At 68.8% G+C, this 15,147-nt stretch carries 11 protein-coding genes and 1 pseudogene; 7 read left to right on the plus strand and 5 right to left on the minus strand.

From position 1 onward, the window contains the following. Together RCJ92_RS11125 and RCJ92_RS11130 are read left to right on the plus strand one after the other, a co-directional pair. Window positions 1–1,535: DUF5719 family protein (locus tag RCJ92_RS11125; RefSeq protein WP_446754597.1), on the plus strand; the 1,535-nt coding region annotated here is incomplete at its 5' end. Window positions 1,536–1,719: 184 nt separating this feature from the next. Further along, a complete protein-coding gene (locus tag RCJ92_RS11130; RefSeq protein ID WP_446754598.1) occupies window positions 1,720–3,345 on the plus strand; it encodes a RecQ family ATP-dependent DNA helicase in 1,626 nt (541 codons plus the stop codon). A gap of 9 nt (window positions 3,346–3,354) precedes the next feature. On the opposite strand, the gene RCJ92_RS11135 is transcribed toward RCJ92_RS11130, so the two are convergent. Further along, on the minus strand, window positions 3,355–3,813 hold the full coding sequence (locus tag RCJ92_RS11135) for a metallopeptidase family protein (protein WP_175419307.1): 459 nt from the start codon (window positions 3,811–3,813) through the stop codon (window positions 3,355–3,357). A gap of 86 nt (window positions 3,814–3,899) precedes the next feature. Between RCJ92_RS11135 and RCJ92_RS11140 the strand changes: the two genes are divergently transcribed. From RCJ92_RS11140 to RCJ92_RS11150, 3 genes are all read left to right on the plus strand, one after another. Next, a complete protein-coding gene (locus RCJ92_RS11140; protein WP_138175401.1) occupies window positions 3,900–4,283 on the plus strand; it encodes a DUF3499 domain-containing protein in 384 nt (127 codons plus the stop codon). 247 nt (window positions 4,284–4,530) lie between these two features. Further along, on the plus strand, window positions 4,531–5,997 hold the full coding sequence (ahcY, locus tag RCJ92_RS11145; RefSeq protein WP_343830903.1) for an adenosylhomocysteinase: 1,467 nt from the start codon (window positions 4,531–4,533) through the stop codon (window positions 5,995–5,997). A gap of 189 nt (window positions 5,998–6,186) precedes the next feature. Continuing rightward, a complete protein-coding gene (locus RCJ92_RS11150) occupies window positions 6,187–7,611 on the plus strand; it encodes a TIGR01906 family membrane protein (protein WP_343830905.1) in 1,425 nt (474 codons plus the stop codon). A gap of 92 nt (window positions 7,612–7,703) precedes the next feature. Here RCJ92_RS11150 and RCJ92_RS11155 read toward each other — a convergent pair whose 3' ends face one another. The 3 genes from RCJ92_RS11155 to RCJ92_RS11165 all read right to left on the minus strand — a co-directional run bounded on the left by RCJ92_RS11155 (window position 7,704) and on the right by RCJ92_RS11165 (window position 11,949). Next, window positions 7,704–8,354, minus strand: a complete 651-nt coding sequence (locus tag RCJ92_RS11155) for a class I SAM-dependent methyltransferase (RefSeq protein ID WP_446754599.1) — start codon at window positions 8,352–8,354, stop codon at window positions 7,704–7,706. A gap of 69 nt (window positions 8,355–8,423) precedes the next feature. Then, the gene (locus tag RCJ92_RS11160; RefSeq protein ID WP_138925745.1) at window positions 8,424–10,265 is read right to left on the minus strand and encodes an AMP-dependent synthetase/ligase; all 1,842 of its coding nucleotides are present in this window, start codon (window positions 10,263–10,265) and stop codon (window positions 8,424–8,426) included. A 73-nt stretch (window positions 10,266–10,338) separates the two neighbouring features. Further along, entirely contained in the window at window positions 10,339–11,949 is a 1,611-nt protein-coding gene (locus tag RCJ92_RS11165) for a dolichyl-phosphate-mannose--protein mannosyltransferase (RefSeq protein WP_138925746.1), read from the minus strand. 68 nt (window positions 11,950–12,017) lie between these two features. On the opposite strand from RCJ92_RS11165, the gene rsmI reads away from it, so the two are divergent. Beyond that, complete coding sequence (gene rsmI / locus RCJ92_RS11170; protein WP_138175389.1) at window positions 12,018–12,941, plus strand: 16S rRNA (cytidine(1402)-2'-O)-methyltransferase; 924 nt, start codon at window positions 12,018–12,020, stop codon at window positions 12,939–12,941. Window positions 12,942–13,255: 314 nt separating this feature from the next. After that, window positions 13,256–14,740, plus strand: a complete 1,485-nt coding sequence (locus tag RCJ92_RS11175) for an NAD-dependent succinate-semialdehyde dehydrogenase (RefSeq protein ID WP_446754600.1) — start codon at window positions 13,256–13,258, stop codon at window positions 14,738–14,740. Window positions 14,741–14,804: 64 nt separating this feature from the next. On the opposite strand, the pseudogene RCJ92_RS11180 reads toward RCJ92_RS11175, so the two are convergent. Further along, a pseudogene (locus RCJ92_RS11180) lies at window positions 14,805–15,147 on the minus strand (hypothetical protein); the annotation flags it as partial.

A 15,147-nucleotide genomic window follows, 5' to 3' on the forward strand; every position in this document is an offset into this window, starting at 1 on the left:
CCCTGGTGGTGCTCCTGGCCGGCGGCGCCGTCGCGGCGGGATCGCTGTTCGCACCGCAGGCCGAACCGGGCAAACTGCCCAGCGCGGTCACCAGCCTGCCGGCGGGGGACAGCGTGTATACCTGCCCGCAGGTGCCGCAGCTGCTCAAGGGCGTGGACGGCACCGACCCGCAGTTCGCCCCGGGCGCCAAGGACGTGTCCACCACCATCCGCAGCGCCGTGGTCTCCGATCTGGCCAAGCGCATCCCGGGATCCGGGCTCGGTGAGCTGGGCCAGGACGAATCCCGCCAGCTGACCAAGCGCATCCCGGACGAGCAGGCCCGCGAGGCCCGCGGTTCGGATGACCAGGGCCTGACCGGCCGCACCGCCCAGGTGGGCAACACCGCTAACCTAGACCCGCTGCAGGTGCTGCGCATCCAGCCGCTGGGGGATCTGCCCTCCATCGGCAGCGGGCTGCGCAGCTACCAGGCCAAGGACGGGGACCTGGCCGGGTTGGCCGCGGGCAACTGTGTTGCCGCCGCGTCGAACTGGCGGTTCACCGGCCTGCAGACCACCACTGGCAGCTCCTCGGTGCTGCACCTGGCCAACCCGACCTCCACCACCGCCCAGGTCTCCATTGAGCTGCGCGGTCCGCAGGGGCTGGTCGACACCTCCACGCTGCAGGAAATCGTGCTGGCCCCCGGGGCGAGCCGGGCCATCGTGCTCGGCGGCTACGCGCAGGGCCAGGAGTCGGTCTCCGCGAACATCCGCTCGCTGGGCGGGAAGATCACCGCCAGCATCCAGCAGTCCGCGCTGCGCGGGCTGACCCCCTCGGGGGTGGACTTCGTCGCGGCCAGCGCCCCGGCGGCCAACACCCAGGTGATCCCCGGGGTGTGGATCGATGAGAAGTCGAACATCGACGAACTGACCGCAGATGCTGCGGCGAAGAACCTGGTGCCGCAACTGCACGTGTCCGCCACCGGCGCCGCCGGGGCCGGGTTCAGCGTCAAGGTGCTCGACGAGCGCGGCGAGGTCGCCGCGAAGTTCGATGACCACCTGGCCGTCGCCTCGAACGCCACCTCGATCGTGGACCTGCGCCAGCTGGACTCCGGGTACTACACCGTGGTGGTGGAGGCCGATGACCCGGTGACCGCCGCGGTGCGCATGGTGCGCGGAAAGAACCCGAAGGACTCCTCGGACACCGCCTGGGCCAGCAGCTCCCAGCCGCTGGTGGGCAACCAGGTGACCCCGCTTTCGGCCCACGGCAACGCGACCTTCACGATCGCCGCCCCGCAGGGTGAAGCCACCGTCAACGCCGTGGTGATCTCCAAGGACGGGTCGATGGCCGAAGGCCAGGAGCTGAAGGTGCCGGCCGGCACCTCACGCACCTTCAAGCCCACCGACGTTTCCGAAGACGCCCAGGCGGTGCTGTTCCAGGCCGACGCGGACGCCTACATTGCCCAGACCCTGCTCGGCTCGGACCGTTCGGTCAGCTGGGCGAAGATGCCGCCGGCCAGTGTCGGCAGCGAGGGCATCGTGGTGAACGTCGGGGGCTAGCCGCCACCACCGATTGGACCCCGGCCGGCAGGACCCCACACGGTCGCTGCCGGCCGGGGTTCTGTGTATTGTGCCCCGCCCGGACGCACTGCCGGTGGCGCGGCCCCCGGTTCCAAGGCTACTGACAGGAAAACTCCGCGCACCGCCCACGGTGGCATAAGCTGGCCGCCGAAAGGTGGTAGACATGGCCGATGTAGCCGAACTCAAGCGCCTGGCCCGCGAGGTCTTCGGGTGGGAATCCTTCCGCGCGGACCAGCTGAAGGCCATTAAGGCCGCCGTGGATGGACGGGATGTGCTGGCGGTGATGCCCACCGGCTACGGCAAGTCCGCGATCTACCAGGTGGCCGGGATGGCGTTGGAGGGACTGGTGGTGGTCGTCTCCCCGCTGATCGCGCTGCAGTCCGACCAGCTGGAGGACATCAACGCCCTGCCTGGCAGCGTGCGGGCGGTGGCGGTGAACTCCGCGGCCACCGAGAAGCAGCAGCGCCAGGCCTGGCAGGACGCGGCCGAGGCAAAGATCAAGTTCCTCTTCCTGGCCCCCGAACAGCTGGCCAAGGACGAGGTGATCGACCGGCTGAAGAAGCTGAAGCCGGCATTGTTCGTGGTTGACGAGGCGCACTGCGTCTCCGCCTGGGGCTATGACTTCCGGCCCGACTACCTGCGTCTGGGAGCGCTGAAGGATTCGATCGGCGGGCCGGGCACCGTGGCGCTGACCGCCACCGCCTCCGCCCCGGTGCGTGAGGAAATCGTGGAACGGCTGCGGCTGAAGGACGCCCTGGTGATCGCCGAGGGCTTCGACCGTCCCAACCTGCGCCTGGAGGTCAACCGGCACCACGAGGACGGGCAGAAGCGGGCGGCGGTGCTTGAGCAGGTCGCAGCGCTGCCGCGCCCCGGACTGGTGTACGTCTCCACCCGCAAGGACACCGAGCTGTACGCCGCGGAACTAAACGACCGGGGCCTGCGCGCGGCCGCCTACCATGCCGGGCGCAACCGCGGGGACCGGCAGGCGGTGCACAACGACTTTTTGGACGGGAACCTGGACGTGGTGGTGGCGACCACCGCCTTCGGGATGGGAATCGACAAGCCCAACGTGCGTTTCGTGGTGCACGGGGACATCCCCGGCTCCCTGGACAGCTACTACCAGGAAATCGGCCGGGCCGGCCGGGGCGGGGAAGCGGCGCGGGCGATCCTGCACTACCGCTCCGAGGACCTGGGGCTGCAGACCTTCTTCGGGGCCCACCACGCGGACCCCGAGGAGGTGCGCCGGGTGCTCACCGCCCTGCATGGGGCCGGGCGGCGGGTCAAGCCCTCAACCCTGAAGCGGGAGCTGGCCGGGCAGTTCTCCGCCCGGAAGGTCACCAACCTGGTGAACCTGCTCGAATCGGCCGGGGTGGTGCGCACCCGGCGCAACCTGGTGATCGCCGAACCGGGCCCGGAGGTGGACCAGGCGGTCGAGCAGGCGGTGGAATCGGCCGAGACCCGGATCCGGATCGAGCGTTCCCGCCTGGAGATGATGCGCGGCTACGCGGAAACCGAGGGGTGCCGGCGCCAGTACCTGCTGGGCTACTTCGGCGATGAGCTGGAAAACCCGTGCGGCAACTGCGACAACTGCCTGGCCGGCACGGCGCAGGACCTGAGCGAGGCCGATGAGAGCTTCCCGCTGAACGAACCGGTCATCCACGAGCAGTGGGGCAGCGGGATCGTGATGAGCAGCGAACAGGACCGGCTGACCGTGCTGTTCGAGGAGGAAGGCTACAAGACGCTGTCCAAGGATGTCATCGACGAGACCGGGGTGCTGCGCCGGCAATAGGCCGGGGCGCTACAGGTCCGGGTCCTCGGGGAAGTACTCCGGGTCGATCTCATGCACCGACTGCATCCACAGCTGGGAGAGCTCGTGCACCACGCACTGGTGCACGATGTCCACCACCTCGGGGTAGGACTCGGCGATCTGCTCAATCGGCAGCCGGTAGATGCTGATCCTTGCCCGCCGGCCGGGGGTGGCGGTGCGCGAGGAGGCCAGCGGCACCCGGTCCCCGGAGGCCGCCGCCTTCTCCAGCAGCTTGCCGCTGGGCACCGGGCGGATCCGGAAGTCGATGGCCTCCACCGCCGTGCCCCAGCGTTCGGCCAGGCGCTGCGCGCTGGCCACCACCGCGTCGTCGAAGCGTTCCGGGCGGGTGCGGTACCCGGGCAGGTGCATGGGCACCAGCGGTCCACGCCGGCCACGCCCGTGGCGGCGCCGGCGCGCGGGCAGGGCCGGGGGTCGGGATTTCTCCTTCATGCCCGCCAGCATACAAGGAAACACCCCGGCCGTGCGGTGCCCGTGCCTGCCGGGTTTGTGGGCCGGCGGCGAGTAGACTTAGCACCGTGGAAGGTCTTCGTTTATGCTCTCGTCCCGCGTGCCGCGAACAGGCGCGGGCCACACTGACCTATGTCTACGCGGACTCCACCGCGGTGCTCGGTCCGTTGGCCACCTACCCGGAGCCGCACTGCTATGACCTGTGCGCCCAGCACGCCGACCGGCTGACCGTTCCCAGCGGCTGGAAGCTGATGCGCCTGCAGCTGCCGGACTCGCTGCAGCAGTCCGCCGCGCAGGACGATGAACTCTACGCGCTGGCCCATGCGGTGAAGGAAGAACGCCCGGCCCCAGAGAAGCCCGCCCCCGCCCAGCGCAGCGCCCGCGGCGCGAAGCTCGACGCCCGCCCGCGCCTGGCCGTGCTGCCCCAGGACCAGCAGGACACCGGCCGCTAACCGGCTGCGGTCCCGCGCCGCCGTGGACGCAAAAGTCACCCCGTCCCCGCCGCCGGCGGCCTAGTGCGCAATGTCGTGCGCCGCCTCCCACCGGGTCCAGCGCCGGTGGTGCTGAGAGAAGCCGCGATAAAACGTCACCTGATTGCCCCCGCACCGGCGAATGTGACTAGCATCAAGCACTAAGTGCTGCGCCAGGCCGGTACCCCGGCAGCGCCCAGCCACCGACGTCGCGAAAGACTGGGAGCCCATGAGTATTGACTACAAGATCGCCGACATTACCCGCCATGAGGAAGGCCGCCACCAGATCCGGCTGGCCGAACAGGAAATGCCCGGCCTGATGTCCCTGCGCGCCGAGTTCGGTGACGCCAAGCCGCTGGCCGGGGCACGCATTGCCGGCTCCCTGCACATGACCGTGCAGACCGCGGTGCTGATTGAAACCCTGGTGGCCCTGGGCGCCGAGGTGCGCTGGGCCAGCTGCAACATCTTTTCCACCCAGGATGAGGCCGCCGCCGCGGTGGTGGTCGGCACCGGCACGGCCGAACAACCGGCCGGGGTGCCGGTATTCGCCTGGAAGAACGAATCCCTTGAGGACTACTGGTGGACCGCCGAGAAGATCCTCACCTGGCCGGGGGCCGAACAGGATCCGAGCCTGGGAGCGAACATGATCCTGGATGACGGCGGGGACGCGACCCTGCTGCTGCACCTGGGCGTGCAGTACGAGGCGGCCGGCGCGGTGCCCGGCCCGGACGCGGCGGAAAACCACGAGCACGGGATCATCCTCTCGGTGCTGCGCGAATCCCTGGCCCGCGACGCACAGAAGTTCACCCGCATCGCCGGGCAGATCCAGGGCGTCTCGGAGGAAACCACCACCGGCGTGCTGCGCCTGCACCAGCTGGCCGAACGCGGCGAACTGCTCTTCCCGGCGATCAACGTGAACGATGCGGTCACCAAATCCAAGTTCGACAACAAGTACGGGATCCGCCATTCGCTGCCCGACGGAATCATGCGCGCCACCGATGTGCTGATCGGCGGGAAGGTCGCCGTCGTGTGCGGCTACGGGGATGTGGGCAAGGGGGCCGCGGAGGCGCTGCGCGGGCAGGGTGCGCGGGTGATCATCACCGAAATCGACCCCATCTGCGCCCTGCAGGCCGCCATGGACGGTTACCAGGTCGCCCGCCTGGAATCCGTGGTCGGCCAGGGGGACATCTTCATCACCACCACCGGCGGCAAGGACATCATCCGGGTCGAGCACATGCTGGCGATGAAGGACAAGGCCATCGTGGGCAACGTCGGGCACTTCGACAACGAGATCCAGATGGCCGAGCTGGCCGCCGTGCCCGGCGTGCAGAAGATCGAAATCAAGCCGCAGGTGCACGAATGGGTGCTGGAGCCCGGCACCGGGCAGGAACGCTCGATCATCGTGCTCTCCGAAGGCCGGCTGCTGAACCTGGGCAACGCCACCGGCCACCCCTCCTTCGTGATGTCCAATTCATTCACCAACCAGGTCATGGCCCAAATCGAGTTGTTCACCAAGGCCGGTACCGGGCACTACGACAAACAGGTCTATGTGCTGCCCAAGGCACTGGATGAGAAGGTGGCGCGCCTGCACCTGGACGCCCTGGGCGTGGAACTGACCGCCCTGAGCCCGGAACAGGCCGAGTACCTCGGCGTACCGGTGGAAGGACCCTACAAGTCCGACGCCTACCGCTACTAAAGGCGCCCGACGGCCGGGCCGGTCCTTAGCGGCCGGCCCGGCCCGGCACCCGACCGGCGAAGCTGGAGGCTAGCGGTGTGGTAATCCGGGAAAGTGCGCTGGTCACTGGTTATGCTGAAATCGCGACAGCCATCAGCAGGCTGAAGCAAATCGTCGATCGCCCAACGCGCACACCCGGGAGGACATCTCATGGCTGAAACGCCGGAGAACAACAAGCAGAACGAAGGTGCAAAGCCACAACCCGCACCGACGACTCCCGCCCCGACGGTGAAGGCCTCGCTCAGCGAGAAGGCCGAGAAGCTGGCCGCGCGCCTCGAAGAGCACAAGAACCAGCAGCCAAAGCCGACCCAGGCCGAAGCCGCAACACCGCCCGCCGCGTCCGGGCAGCAGGCCCAAAGGCCCAGCCCGAGGACCCCGACCGGGGACAAGTCCGCCGCGGCGGATAAGGGAGCGCAAAAGCCGGCCGCACCGGGCTCGGGGGCAGCCCAGCCGACCGCCGGCAAGCCGAAGGCCGAGCAGGCACCGGCCGCACAGCCGGCACCGAAGACCACCGTACAGCCGGTGACGAAGAAGCCGGCCGCCCCGGCCACCAAACCGGTCAGCAAGCTGGAACCGGCCACCGAACCGGTGGAGGATGTCATCCGGGCCATTAAGCTGCCCCATGAGATCGCGGCGGAGAAGAAGGCCAAGGCCGCCCAAAACACCGGGTCCAGCGCCGCCCGGCCCACCAGCGTGCCGCCGGTGACGGTCGCCGGGCCCAACGCCAGCCAGAAGAGCAACGCCTCGGCCGCCGCCGTGGCCGAAGCCCGCTCCCGGGTCTTTGGCAGCTACGTCCCGGAACCCGAGCCCTCCGAGGCCGCCGTGAAGCGCCGGGTTGCCCGGGAGCGTGCCCTGAACTCCAAGCCGCCGCTGGGACGCACCGCCCAGGTGCTGCTGGCCCTGATCTTCCCGGTCCTGTCGCTGATCGCCGCGATCCGCCTGGTCGCCACCCCCGCCTTCCTGGCCCTGGCCTATGGCCGCCCCGGCTTCCCGGCCGACGCCTACGGCTTCTCCTGGCCCGAACGGCTGACCTATGGCAGCTACGGGGTGGATTACCTGAACAACTTCGCCGGCCCCGAATACCTCTCCGGGCTGCGTCAGGCGGATGGTTCGGCGCTGTTCACCGACGCCGAGGTGCAGCACATGGTGGATGTGAAGAACCTGATCGGGTTCGCGTACGTGCTCGGGGCGGTGCTGGCGGTGCTGGCGATCGTGCTGATCGTCTACCTGATGCGCCGCTACGCCGGGGGAGTGCGCCGCGGGCTGTTCGCCGGGGCGCTGATTACGCTCGGGCTGATGGCCGCGCTGGTGGTCGCCGCCGTGATCGGCTGGCAGGGCTTCTTCACCAAGTTCCATGAGCTGTTCTTCTCCGAGGGCAGCTGGACGTTCTACGTCACCGACACGCTGATCCGTCTCTACCCGCAGCAGTTCTGGATTGACTCGGCGATCAGCCTGGCGGTGCTGCTGCTCTTGGTGGTCATCATCGTGCTGATCACCTGCTGGCCCACCGGCCGGCGCCGCGAAGCCTCCCGGCTGCGCCAGGATGCGCGGGTCTTCGGGCTGGGCAACAGCTAACGCCGCGAACGCGCACCGTGGCCCCAAGGCAGATCAACCTGCCTTGGGGCCACGGTGCGTTAACGGCCCCCAGTGGTGGTGCGCCGCACCGCTCACCGGTCGGGGTGGGCGACCTGACCGCCCAGCACAAAGATCCCGTCCGGGGCCCCGGGCAGCTGGCGAGCGGTGGTGGGCGCGAAGATGCTCACGCACCAGGGGGAGTCGGGGGTGAAGGGGCGCAGGTGCCAGTCGGCGTAGCGCCCCAGCAGCTGCAGCCCGGTGCCTTCCGCCGCCCGGTCCTGGTCCTCGGACCCGCCAAAGACGGCGGCTGTGGTGCCCAGAATGAACACGCCCTGCGGATCCAGCAGCGCGCCGGCCTGCCGGAACACGCCGGCCAGTTCGCGCGCGGAGAGGAACGCGGCCACGTTGCCCGCCATCAGCAGCCCATCATAGCGCTGGATTAGTCCGGCCTGCTGCAGCTGGGCGGAGCCGATGTCGGTGACCGGCATCCGGCGGTACCAGGCGGGTTCGAAGAGCTCCGCGGCCACCTGGAGCACCTCCCCGGAGGTGTCGATGCCCCAGGCCAGATGGCCCGCGCGGCGCAGCGCGTTGACCGCGGCGCCAATCCCGCACCCCAGATCCAGCACCCGGGCCCGACGCGGCAGCAGCGCGTCCAGGAACCCGGCATCGGTTTCCAGGTCCACGCCGGCCGCGGCCAGGTCCCGCATCTTCTGGGCGTACTGCTGCAGGTCGGGGGTGATCATGGCCCCATCCTTGCACCCGCGGAGACCGGAAGGCCAGCACCGCGGTGCGTCTGCCAGCCGGCGGGCAGCTTAGCGCTGGTAGAGCCCGCCGATCACCGTGGCGTAGGTATCGAGCACCTCTTGACGCTTGAGCTTGAGCGAGCTGGTCAGGTGCCCGGAGGCCTCGGTCAGCTCATCGGGCAGGATCTGGAACTTGCGGATCGACTCGGCCTTGGAGACGGTCAGGTTGGCCGCATCCACCGCCTGCTGCACCTGGGCGATCACCTGCGGGTGAGTGGCGGCTTGGCGCAGCGAGAGCTCACCCAGGTTCCGGGCCTTGGCCCACAATGCCAGCTCCTCATGATCCAACGCCACCAGCGCGGAGATGAACGGGCGGTTGTCTCCCACCAGGATGCAGTGCGCGACGATGCGTTCGGCGCGCACGGTTTCCTCCAGCGGGCCGGGGGCGACGTTCTTGCCGCCGGCGGTGACGATCAGCTCCTTCTTCCGACCGGTCACCTTCAGGTAGCCCTGCGCGTCCAGCTCCCCGGTGTCCCCGGAGGTGAAGTAGCCCTCGGGGGTGAACATCTCGGCGGTGGCCTTGGGGTTGTTGTGGTATCCGGCGAACACCCCGATGCCCTTGATCAGGATTTCCCCGTCCTCGGCGATGCGCACGCTGGTGCCCGGGATCGGGCGGCCCACGGTGCCCACCTTGGTGTGCTCGGGCTGGTTCACGGTGGCCGGGGCGGTGGTCTCGGTCAGCCCGTAGCCCTCCACCAGCTGGATGCCGGCGCCACGGAAGAAGTGGGCCAGATCCTCGTTCAGGGCGCTGGCCCCGGAGATCGCGTAACCGCACTGCCCGCCAAAGACCTCGCGCAGCTTGGGGTAGAGCAGCACATCAAAGAGCCTGTGCTTGGATTTGAGCAGCAGGCCGGGCCCGCGCCCAGTGCCGTGCTGCTTGGCCTGCAGGGCCTTGGAGTAGGCGATGGCCACCTGTTCGGCCTGCGCGAAGAGCTTCGCCTTGCCGCCCTCCTCGGCCTTGGACAGCGCCGTGTTGCGGATCTTCTCAAACACCCGCGGCACCGCCAGCAGGAAGCCGGGCTTCACCGCCTGCAGGTCCTCGACCAGGGTGGCGGTGTTCGGGGAGTGGGCGATCACCGCCCCGCCGTGGATGCAGGCCTGCTGCACGGCGCGGGCCAGCACGTGGGCCAGCGGCAGGAACATCAAGGTGCGCTGGTCCTCGCCGAGCACGGTGCGCATGTAGTCGACCAGGTTGTAGGCGACCAGGGAGAAGTTCGCGTGGGTCATCATGCAGCCCTTGGGCCGCCCGGTGGTGCCGGAGGTGTAGACCAAGGTGGCCACGTCCTGCAGCCCGGCCCGGCTCCGGGCCGCCTCCAGCTGGCGCTGGCTGACCTGGTCGGGGTCGGCGAGCAGTTCGCTGAGCTTGGAGGAGGGGATGGAGCTCTCCCGGGCAGGGTTGCCGGCGTCAAAGAGGTAGACCTCCACCCGTTCGCCCAGTTGCGCGGCCGCCTGGCGGATCACCACCCGCTGGTCCGCGTTTTCGGCGAACACCACCCGGGCCCCGGAATCACGCAGGATCCATTCGATCTGGAAGGCGCTGCTGGTCTCATAGACCGGCACCGAGATGCCCCCAGCGAACCAGATGGCCTCCTCGACCAGCGCCCACTCGTAGCGGGTGCGGGACATGATCGCCACGTGGTCTCCGGGCTGCACCCCGTTGCTCATCAGCGTGGTGGCCAGGCGTTGCACATCGGTGAGGAACCGCCGGGCGCTGATGTCCCGCCAGGTGCCCTGGCGCTGCACGCTGAACAGCGGCTTGTCCGGGGCCTGCCGGACGCGCTCGAGCAATAGGTTGGTGGTGTTGTAGTTCGCATCCAGGTCATGCCGCAGCTCGACAGTCTCTTCGCGCATCAACTCAATCTTCCTGCCAGGTCGGGGAAATACCGCCAATACCTGGCAGTTACTTCACGGTAATATAACGTACTTAGCTCCAACTGGGAATCCAGACCCGGGCCCGCCAGGCGGTGTCCGGGATCATCTGCCCGGACCAGATCGGCCAGAAGAAAGCCGAGACCACCAGCAACACCGCCAGGAACAGCACCACCAGCACCAGCCGGGCCGGATAGCGCGGGGAGGCCGCCCCGCCGGGCGGGAGAAACTTGCCGATCATGAACGTCAGGGCGAGCATCAGGAACGGGGTCATCGGCAGCGTGTAGAAGAAGAACATGGTCCGCTCCGGGTACAGCAGCCAGGGCAGGAACCCGGCCGCAACGCTGGAGAGGATCGCCCCGGCCCGCCAGTCCCGGGCCCCGATCCACCACAGGATCAGCAACACCATGCTCAGGGCCGCCGCCCACCACATCACCGGGTTGGGCAGATCCGTGATCACCTCGGTGCACCGCGAGACCGTGCAGCCGTTCACCGCTTCGTCATAGCCCTCGAAGTAGAACAGCACCGGGCGCCCGGCGAACATCCAGGTCCAGGGCGGGGACTGCCAGCTGTGCGGCGAATCCAGCCCGGTATGGAAGCTGTAGGCCGAGACGTGGTACTGCCACAGCGACCGCAGCGGCGCCGGCAGCCAGCCAAGACCCTCCCCGGGATGCTCGGCCGCCCAATTGCGGTAGCGCCCCTCGCTGCCGGCCAGCCAACCGCTCCAGGTGGCCAGGTAGGTGGCCAGCACGAGCGGGATGATCTGGAAAAAGGCCAGGATCCCGTCCCGCCACAGCCCCGAGACCACCCAGTGGCGGATCCCTGCGGTGCGTCGCGCCGACAAGTCCCACAGCACGGTCAGGATCCCGAACACCGCGACGAAGGACAGGGCCGACCACTTCACGCCCACCGCGCAGCCCAGCATCAACCCGGCCACCAGGCGCCAGGGCCGGAACCAGAGCATCGGCCCGTGGCGCAGCATCCAGTAGTCCGCCCGGTTGCCCGGCGGGATGCTCAGCTTGGCGATCAGCCGCCGCCGCCCGTCGGCACGATCCAGCACCAGGGCGTAGAACCCGGCCAGGATGAAGAACATCAGGAACACGTCCAGCAGCGCCGTGCGGGACATGACAATCGAATGCCCGTCCACGGCCAGCAGCAGCCCGGCAATCCCGGCCAGTGCGTGCGAGTTGAACAGCGCCCGGGCGCACAGGGTCACCAGCAGCACCGCCAGGGTGCCAAACAGTGCGGTGGCCGTGCGCCAACCCAGCCCGTTGTACTCCCCGAAGACCAGCATCCCCAGCCCAATCAGCCATTTGCCCAAGGGTGGGTGCACCACGTAGGAGGCCCCACCCTCCAGCTGCGGGTCCCCGGCAATGAACCGGTCATTGCTCTCATCCACCCATTCCATCTCGTGTCCGAAATGCAGCAGCGCCCAGGCGTCCTTGACGTAGTAGGTCTCATCGAAGATCAGTTCGTGCGGGTGGTTCAGGTGCACGAAGCGCAGCAACCCGCCCAGGAGGGTGACGACCAGGGGGATGAGCCACGCCAGGACGCCGCCGGGGGCGGTGGCCGGCAGCAGCCGCTCGCGCAATGCGCTGGCGGTGAAGGCCTGGTACGGGGAACGGACCGGGCTGGCCGACTGGGGTTTTGACTCGGTGAGGCTCATTGTCATTCATGCTACCGGTGGGCAAAATACAAATGCCGCAGTTACACACCTAGGGATAGGCTAATAAGGTGCAACAGGCTAAAGAAAACCCAGAATCCCCAGTTTCCGCGCCGGCACCCGAGGCCCGCGCCACACGGGATCCGGAGGGCCAGGGGCAGATCGTGCTGGGGGCCACCCCGATTGGCAACCTCTCCGACGCCTCTCCGCGGCTGCGCGAGATCATGGCCAGCGCGCACTTGATCGCGGCGGAGGACACCCGCAACTTCCATCACCTGGCACAGGGCCTGGGGGTGCGGCCCACCGGCCGGGTGATGAGCCTGCATGAGCACAATGAAACGCACAAGATTTCCGAGGTGCTGGAGGCGGTGCGCGACGGGGCGACGGTGCTGGTGGTCTCCGACGCGGGGATGCCGGCGGTCTCCGACCCCGGGTTCCCGCTGGTGGCGGCGGCCCTGGACGAGGGGCTGCTGGTCACCGCGGTACCCGGTCCCAGCGCCGTGCTGACCGCGCTGGCCCTGTCTGGGCTGCCCACCGGCCGCTTCACCTTCGAGGGGTTCCTGCCGCGCAAGGCCGGGGAGCGGCGCAAGCGGCTGCAGGCGCTGGAATCCGAGGAGCGCACCATGGTGTTCTTTGAGGCCCCGCACCGCCTGGCCGCCTTCCTGCAGTCCCTGTTGGAGGTGTTCGGCGCCGAACGGCAGATCGCCGTGGCCCGGGAACTGACCAAGAAGTTCGAAGAGGTCCGGCGCGGCAGCGTGCCCGAGCTGCTGGCCTGGGCGCAGGACGGGGTGCGCGGGGAGATCGCGGTGGTGGTCTCCGGGGCCCAGGCCCCGGCTGCCGGGAAGCCGGAGGACCATGTGGGGCAGGTGCAGCAGCTGATTACGGCCGGCACCCGGATGAAGCAGGCGGTGGCCGAGGTCGCCGAGGCCCGCGGGCTGAAGAAGCGCGAACTGTATGAGGCGGTGCTGGCCGCACGGCAGCAGGGCGAAAAATAGCGCCTTTGCCCGCGCGGCGCAACAATACTTCGATCCGCACGGTTTGGTGCGTCAAAATAGTGCCGCCAAGGCCCAAAGTGCATAGTCTAAATGCACAATTGGATCGTATATCACTGGTGCAAGGTGCGGTTTACACCACAGCCGGCACCCCCTAGCGTTGGAAGCAGACCTAGATCAGTTCCCGGCGCCGCCGGCCGCGGCATGCCGCCCGGCGAAGCCACCGGGACTCGAAAGTGTCCCGGCTGGCAGCGCCCTGACTGCCGGTCGGGGTTATGACGCCAACATCAGTCCTTACTACTACAGGAGAAGCCGCTATGAGCATTACCGCCGAACGCGAAGCAGAGCTGCTAGCCAAGGTCCCCACCGGTCTGCTGATCAACGGGGAATGGCGCGATTCCTCCGATGGCGGCACCTTTGACGTGCTGGACCCGGCCACCGGCCAGAAGCTGGCCACCCTGGCCAGCGCCACCTCCCAGGACGCACTGGCCGCCCTGGACGCCGCCGACGCCGTGCAGGCCTCCTGGGCACGCACCGCCCCGCGCGAACGCGCCGAGATCCTGCGTCGCGGCTTCGACCTGGTGACCGAACGCGCCGAGGACTTCGCGCTGCTGATGAGCCTGGAAATGGGCAAGCCGCTGGCCGAGGCCCGCGGTGAGGTGACCTACGGCGCCGAGTTCCTGCGCTGGTTCTCCGAGGAGACCGTGCGCCACTACGGTCGCTACATCACCACCCCGGAGGGCAAGAACAAGGTCCTGGTGCAGCACAAGCCGGTCGGCCCGTGCCTGCTGATCACCCCCTGGAACTTCCCGCTGGCCATGGCCACGCGCAAGGTCGCCCCGGCGATCGCCGCCGGGTGCACCATGGTGCTCAAGCCCGCCAAGCTCACCCCGCTGACCTCCCAGCTGTTCGCCGCCACCATGATCGAGGCCGGCCTGCCCGCGGGCGTGCTCAACGTGGTCTCCGGCGCCTCGGCCTCGAAGATCTCCGCACCGCTGATGGCCGATGACCGCCTGCGCAAGGTTTCCTTCACCGGCTCCACCCCGGTGGGCAAGCAGTTGCTGAAGGACGCCGCAGACAAGGTGCTGCGCACCTCGATGGAGCTGGGCGGCAACGCCCCGTTCATCGTGTTCGAGGACGCCGACCTGGACGCCGCAGTGGAAGGCGCCATGGCCGCGAAGATGCGCAACATGGGCGAGGCCTGCACCGCCGCGAACCGTTTCCTGGTCCACGAATCGGTGGCCAAGCAGTTCACCGAGAAGTTCGCCGTCGCCATGGGCAAGCTCAAGCCCGGACGCGGCACCGAACCGGACAGCACCGTCGGCCCGCTGGTCGAGGAGAAGGCCGTGAAGGAAGTGCACTCGCTGGTTGAATCCGCCGTGGCCGAAGGTGCCACCGCGGTGGTCGGCGGCGCCCCCGTCGATGGCCCGGGCTTCTTCTACCAGCCCACCGTGCTGGCCAACGTGCTGAATGACTCGGCGATCCTCTCCCAGGAGATCTTCGGCCCGGTCGCCCCGGTGACCACCTTCTCCACGGAGGAGCAGGCCATCAAGCAGGCCAACTCCACCGAATACGGTCTGGCCTCCTACATCTACTCGCGTGACTTTAACCGCCTGCTGCGGGTGGCCGAGCAGATCGAATTCGGCCTGGTCGGCTTCAACGCCGGGGTGATCTCCAACGCCGCGGCACCGTTTGGCGGCGTGAAGCAGTCCGGCATGGGCCGCGAGGGCGGCGCCGAGGGCCTGGACGAGTACACCTCCGTGCAGTACATCGGCATCGCCGACCCGTACGCCGCGAAGTAGTCGCACCCAAAACACCGCCGTGGCGGGTGGCCGGCCTACGGGGCCGGCTGCCCGCCACGGTTGTTTAAACCCGGATCCCTGGTGCCGGCGTGCCGCGCAGCGAGGCCGGCCACGCCAGCGCCCGCAGGCGCAGGCCCCAAGGCGAGGCGCCCCGCATTCGCTGGGCGAGGACCGCCAGGTCCTGCCCGGCCTGCACACCCTGGGCGGCGCCGGGGTGCTGGGCGGCGTAGAAGGAGCGTTCAATCAGCGCATCAAGCCGGGCCAGGGGTGGGCCGGCTGCCGGGAACTGGGCCGCGAGCCGGGCACAGTAGGCGGCCTCGGTTTCCCCGGACCGCAGTGGCTGCTGGTAGTCAGCGCCCAGGGCGCGCAGTTCTTCCCACACGGCGCCGGCGCCTGCCGCACCGCCC

Source organism: Glutamicibacter sp. BSL13 (assembly GCF_052928425.1).